The following is a 5,010-nucleotide window of genomic DNA, read 5'->3' as shown; positions in this document are numbered from 1 at the left end:
CATCGACACCCTATCAGGCCAAGCCCTTCATGCTTATAAACTAGAATTTCGCCACCCCACCACCGAAGAACAACTCTCCCTTGAAACCCCTCCCCCTCCACCGATAGCGGATCTTCTTGATTTGCTGAGAAAGCAGGGCTAAAGGCAAAAGACATGTCATTTCCGTGTCATTGCGGGGTTGGTTGTGCCAAAGTAATCTCTTCCTAAAGCTTCATTATTGAAAGAGATTAACCCTAAGCCTCATCACCAAATCCTGCTTCAGTTCTTTCTGACTTCTTCTGCGAAATGCACTACGATCCTAATAATTAATATCAGCCGAATCAGAAGGTATAATAGCTCTGTTTTAGAGATTGTTAGGAGGATGGTTATGAGCCAAGTACAGGATTTTGATGTAAAAGACGTTTCACTGGCGGATCAGGGTGTGTTGCGAATTGAATGGGCAGCACAGGAAATGCCTGTTTTAAAGCTAATAAGTGAGAGATTTAAGAAAGAACAGCCTTTGAAAGGCGCGAGGATTGCGGCGTGCCTTCATGTCACTACCGAAACAGCAAACTTAATGCTAGCCCTTAAAGCGGGGGGAGCGGAAGTAGTCTTGTGCGCATCGAACCCATTATCGACACAGGACGATGTCGCCGCAGCGCTATCTACACGCTTTGGAATACCGACGTTCGCTATTAAGGGTGAGGATCACGACACCTACTATAGGCACATTAATGCCGTGTTGGATACAAAGCCGAACATTACCATGGATGACGGCGCTGACCTCGTGTCAACCCTTCATACCCAGCGAACAGATGCGCTTCAGGGAATTATCGGTGGAACGGAAGAGACGACTACCGGTGTAGTTCGTTTAAAAGCGATGGCTGTCGATGGGGCGCTCGGTTATCCGATTGTTGCCGTGAATGATGCTGAAACCAAACACTTTTTTGATAATCGCTACGGCACCGGCCAAAGCACGATGGATGGCATTATCCGAGCCACCAACCTTTTAATCGCGGGTCGTACCGTTGTTATAGCCGGTTATGGATGGTGTGGTCGTGGGGTCGCCAGTCGCGCTGATGGCCTGGGTGGGCACATTATCGTTACCGAAGTGAACCCAACCCGTGCAATTGAAGCCCTAATGGATGGATACCGAGTGATGCCGATGGCCGAAGCGGCGAAGGTGGGCGACTTGTTCGTTACTTTGACAGGCGATATTCATGTATTGCGCGAAGAGCATTTTAAGGTTATGAAGTCCGGAGCGATTATTGCCAACTCTGGCCACTTTAATGTCGAGATTGATATTCCTGCGCTTGAGAAGTTATCTGTAAGTCGACGAACAGTTCGAGATTTTGTCGAAGAGTTCGTTATGACTGATGGCCGCAAGCTCTACTTATTGGGCGAAGGCCGATTGATCAACTTGGCGGCGGCTGAAGGTCATCCCGCATCGGTTATGGATATGAGCTTTGCCGACCAAGCATTGAGCGCCGAGTATATTCTCAAGAATGCGAAGGACTTGAGCAATAATGTTTATCCCGTGCCAATCGACTTGGACCACGAAGTAGCCCGACTAAAGCTGGCTTCTCTAGGCACATCAATCGATACCCTTACCCCCGAGCAAGAAAAGTACCTCGCATCTTGGGATATGGGGACTTAATAAAATAGGTAATAGTTGCCGGTCACACCACATTGTGAACGGTTGAGATAGCTCACTGGGAGGCCTTTATAGGCCTCCCAGTTTTGTTATTTGGGAGTTAAAGTGAGTGGAATAGAGGATATTTCAGCTTGAGTGGTCCTGATTATAAGCTTGTTTGATTGAGAGTTCTGCATATATTTTGGACCGGCGATGACTTGGGTATGTATCTCTGATTTCGATTGGAATGCTAGTGGCTCGAGTTTATCCTGACTTAACCAAAAATCGGTGGTTTCATATCCCTTGCAAGCCATACCAATAGTATCTCTAACAATAAATTCCTTTTTCGCTTGTGAAGTACTAAACTCTTTATTGACACGAATGCAATAGGAAGGAGCGCCTTTATAATCGACTAACCCAATTAGCGTGCAGGTCGTCTTCATCCGAAGGTTGTTTGGATTTACCATAGCCTCTTCGGGCATTTGAAAGGGTGTAATCGTTTCTGCACGCCAGGTATCTCCTACTTTGACGGGCTTCTTAGGCAGCGGGACCGCATAAGCTATTGCAGCATTCGTCATAGCCCCATATGCAAGCATTTTGTGAACTGGATTAGCGGTTTTTACTTTTTTCGACTTGGTGATTATCCGACCTTTGGGATCAACCATAAGCATCCAGCTCGGAATAGGATTTTGAGCTTGTTCAAAAGATAGATTAATCTGGTCACTTTTCGCATTGGCATCTACCATGACGATTTTTAAAATCGCTTCACCCTTTGGGTTCAAAATAACGGTCTCTACTCGAGCAGTACTTAACCAATTAGTCTTGATGGGGGCAATTTGCACTGAATCATTGGGCTTAGACGATAAAGTCGATTCGGTTTTCACCTTTACATAGCGAAGTTGACCGGAGGTGAATTGATATTCAAGAGAGAAGTAGCTAGTCCTTTTTCGACACCCACTGCACACGAAAAGCATGCAAAGACAGAGCATGATAATTAGAACTGTCCTACTTAGTTTCATCAATACCCTCCCGTGGGGATTTAGACCGGTCAATACCTGTCCCTTTTCTGCAAATCTCATATACTCTACGACCTGCAAGACAATGAATTTTACCCCCCCCAACAATTAGGGGGCGAATCTACGTGGGCCGTTGAACGCTTTTCCCTCAACGTTGAGGGAAAAGCAGTGCATGTTTACCTGAATAGGCGCATCTAGTATATCAAAACCTGTCTACATGGGTTCAGACGCTTCGTTAGTTATCGAGTCGTAAAAACTGGCCTTTATATACATGTTAGATGGTTTTTTGTGATAGAAAGAACCCCATGACCCCTTGCAATCCACTTTATTTCATTATTTACTTGCATGTCGGCTTGGATAGTGTTATAGTGTTTTCAGGAGAGTTTACGCAGGAGGCGCTATTATGGTGGACAGCCGCATGACACCTATTGATATTGAAAGTGAGATGAAACAGCTAAAGCGAGTAGTGAGGGGTTATTCGTGCTCTCAGGTTGAGACGCTTATCAAAACATTTATTAAGGACTACGAATCCGTATTATTAGAGGCCGCGAACGCCAGAAATGAACTTGAATTAGCGAAGAATGAACTTTCCCGTTTCCACGCGAGTGAGAATATCCTTAAAGATGCGATAATCCTTGCCCAGCGCAGCGCTGATGAAACTCGAACCAATGCTCATAAGGAAGCCGATCTCATTGTCGAAGAAGCCCGGCAAAAGGCATTACAGACTGAACAAGAAGCTAAACATACGGTTGCATGGCTTCAACAAGATATGGAGCGGCTTCGAAACGAACGAATAAATTTCGTAATTGAATTCAAAGGTTTATTGAGCGCTTTCCTTGAACGAATTCAACGGCTCGAAAATGAGCCGCCGGATACTCCCGAAACAGCTACGGTCTTGGTGGAGACTAACGTTGAGTAAGCGGAGGGTGCAAGTGAGGGTAACTACACGAGCCGACCGGAACGAACTAAAAGAAGAGTCAGAAGAACGATTTCGCGCGAGAGTGTCAGCCCCACCTGTCGAAGGCGCTGCCAATCAAGCCGTCATCGAACTACTTTCCCGAAAGTTGAACGTTCCCAAATCAAGAATTACACTCGTCTCTGGTCAGACAAGTAGAGATAAAATATTCGAAATCGAAACTTAGGCGATTTCCTGTTTAAGAATTTTGAAGAAGCGATCCCTGGCATGCCTTTCTGCCCAAGGCTCATGTCCGCAGCGCTGAAGTAAGATAAAGCGGAAATCACTTAAGATTGCGGATAATGGTTTTTCTACCCCTACTGCCGGGTGAGGATCGTAGTCTCCGTGGATCCCAATAACCGGGCTTTGAATGCGCTCTCCGAGCTTCAGGAGCACCCCGCTTTTTCTTAACCGCGCCGCTTCTAACCAGACCTTTGTGTGGACTTCATACTGGCATTCAACCGTTACTGTTTCGAGAGGTAGAGGATCGTAGGTGTCGGCTTTTTCAAAAAGAGCGCCTAATCTGGCCATGAGTGAGTCTTTGTTGGTTGTTGATGGGATAGATAATTCGCTCATGATTGTCCGCGCTTCTGCTTGTTCATCTGGACTGAGGCGGCTTAAGCGAGTTTCAGTCATCCCTTCCGTATATTCGGCTTCGAATGGTCCACTGGAGACCAATATGAGTTTGCTTACAAGCTCGGGATAATGCGCTGCGATTAGATAACTTAACCATGCCCCCCAAGAATGGCCGATTAAGATAACCGGAAATTTCGCATAGGCTTCTAATTGTGCTTTTAGCTTCTCAATTTGCCCTTCGACTGATGAGGCTCTCTGGAGAGGCTCAAGAATACCTCTCACAGCAGCTAATTCTTTAGCGAGAGGAGCCATCATTCCGGGCGCTCCCGGCCCGCCATGAATGACCGCAACCCTAAAAGGGGCATCTCCATATTGTCGAACAGATATTTTCTTATTCATCGATGCTTATAGTCTATCCAACTTGTCTGTACAAAATAATGGGGTTTTATACCATTAATTCAAAATTGAGCTTGTCTGTTTTGAACTTGCTCTGCGCGGGTATGATTTAGATGAAATGACGGAATTAGGTTGGGAACGATTTGCTCTCGAAGCTCAAGCGCGTTTTCCGACGCCTGCTTGGCAAACTGCGGCTGCGCCCGATGGGGACGTAGCGGTGTGTTCAAGAACGCGTTTTGCTCGCAATTTAGTCAACTTTCCCTTTCCTCATTCCGCCACACTCGCTCAGCGTCGAGAAATATCTAATTTACTTCAAAGCGCTCTAAGTGAAGCTATCTCTGGACGCCATGAAACCTATAGCATGGCCTCTTTATTAGAAACTGAACGTGACTTTCTTGTTGGACAGAGGCTTATTAGCCCGGAATTTGCTTCCGGACGATCGCATTCTTATCTTG

General features: G+C 46.1%; 6 protein-coding genes. 4 read left to right on the top strand and 2 right to left on the bottom strand.

What is annotated here, in order from left to right; translation table 11 throughout:
- Positions 1–367: 367 nt before the first annotated feature.
- The gene (ahcY, locus tag WCO51_09565) at positions 368–1,636 is read left to right on the top strand and encodes an adenosylhomocysteinase (protein MEI6513506.1); all 1,269 of its coding nucleotides are present in this window, start codon (positions 368–370) and stop codon (positions 1,634–1,636) included.
- Positions 1,637–1,722: 86 nt separating this feature from the next.
- Here ahcY and WCO51_09560 read toward each other — a convergent pair whose 3' ends face one another.
- A complete protein-coding gene (locus tag WCO51_09560) occupies positions 1,723–2,631 on the bottom strand; it encodes a hypothetical protein (GenBank protein ID MEI6513505.1) in 909 nt (302 codons plus the stop codon).
- 400 nt (positions 2,632–3,031) lie between these two features.
- Here WCO51_09560 and WCO51_09555 point away from each other — a divergent pair, with 400 nt between their 5' ends.
- Both WCO51_09555 and WCO51_09550 read left to right on the top strand, forming a co-directional pair.
- The gene (locus WCO51_09555) at positions 3,032–3,547 is read left to right on the top strand and encodes a DivIVA domain-containing protein (protein ID MEI6513504.1); all 516 of its coding nucleotides are present in this window, start codon (positions 3,032–3,034) and stop codon (positions 3,545–3,547) included.
- Positions 3,548–3,560: 13 nt separating this feature from the next.
- Complete coding sequence (locus tag WCO51_09550; protein ID MEI6513503.1) at positions 3,561–3,770, top strand: DUF167 domain-containing protein; 210 nt, start codon at positions 3,561–3,563, stop codon at positions 3,768–3,770.
- On the opposite strand, the gene WCO51_09545 is transcribed toward WCO51_09550, so the two are convergent.
- Positions 3,767–4,558, bottom strand: a complete 792-nt coding sequence (locus WCO51_09545) for an alpha/beta hydrolase (GenBank protein ID MEI6513502.1) — start codon at positions 4,556–4,558, stop codon at positions 3,767–3,769. The genes WCO51_09550 and WCO51_09545 overlap by 4 nt on opposite strands.
- Before the next feature lie 115 nt (positions 4,559–4,673).
- Here WCO51_09545 and WCO51_09540 point away from each other — a divergent pair.
- The coding region (locus tag WCO51_09540; GenBank protein ID MEI6513501.1) for a hypothetical protein at positions 4,674–5,010 on the top strand (337 nt) is incomplete at its 3' end.

This window comes from bacterium (assembly GCA_037131655.1).
Lineage (GTDB): Bacteria > Armatimonadota > Fimbriimonadia > Fimbriimonadales > JBAXQP01 > JBAXQP01.
The sequence above is the reverse complement of the archived record's forward strand: the minus strand, read 5'-3'. Positions and strand labels throughout refer to the sequence as shown.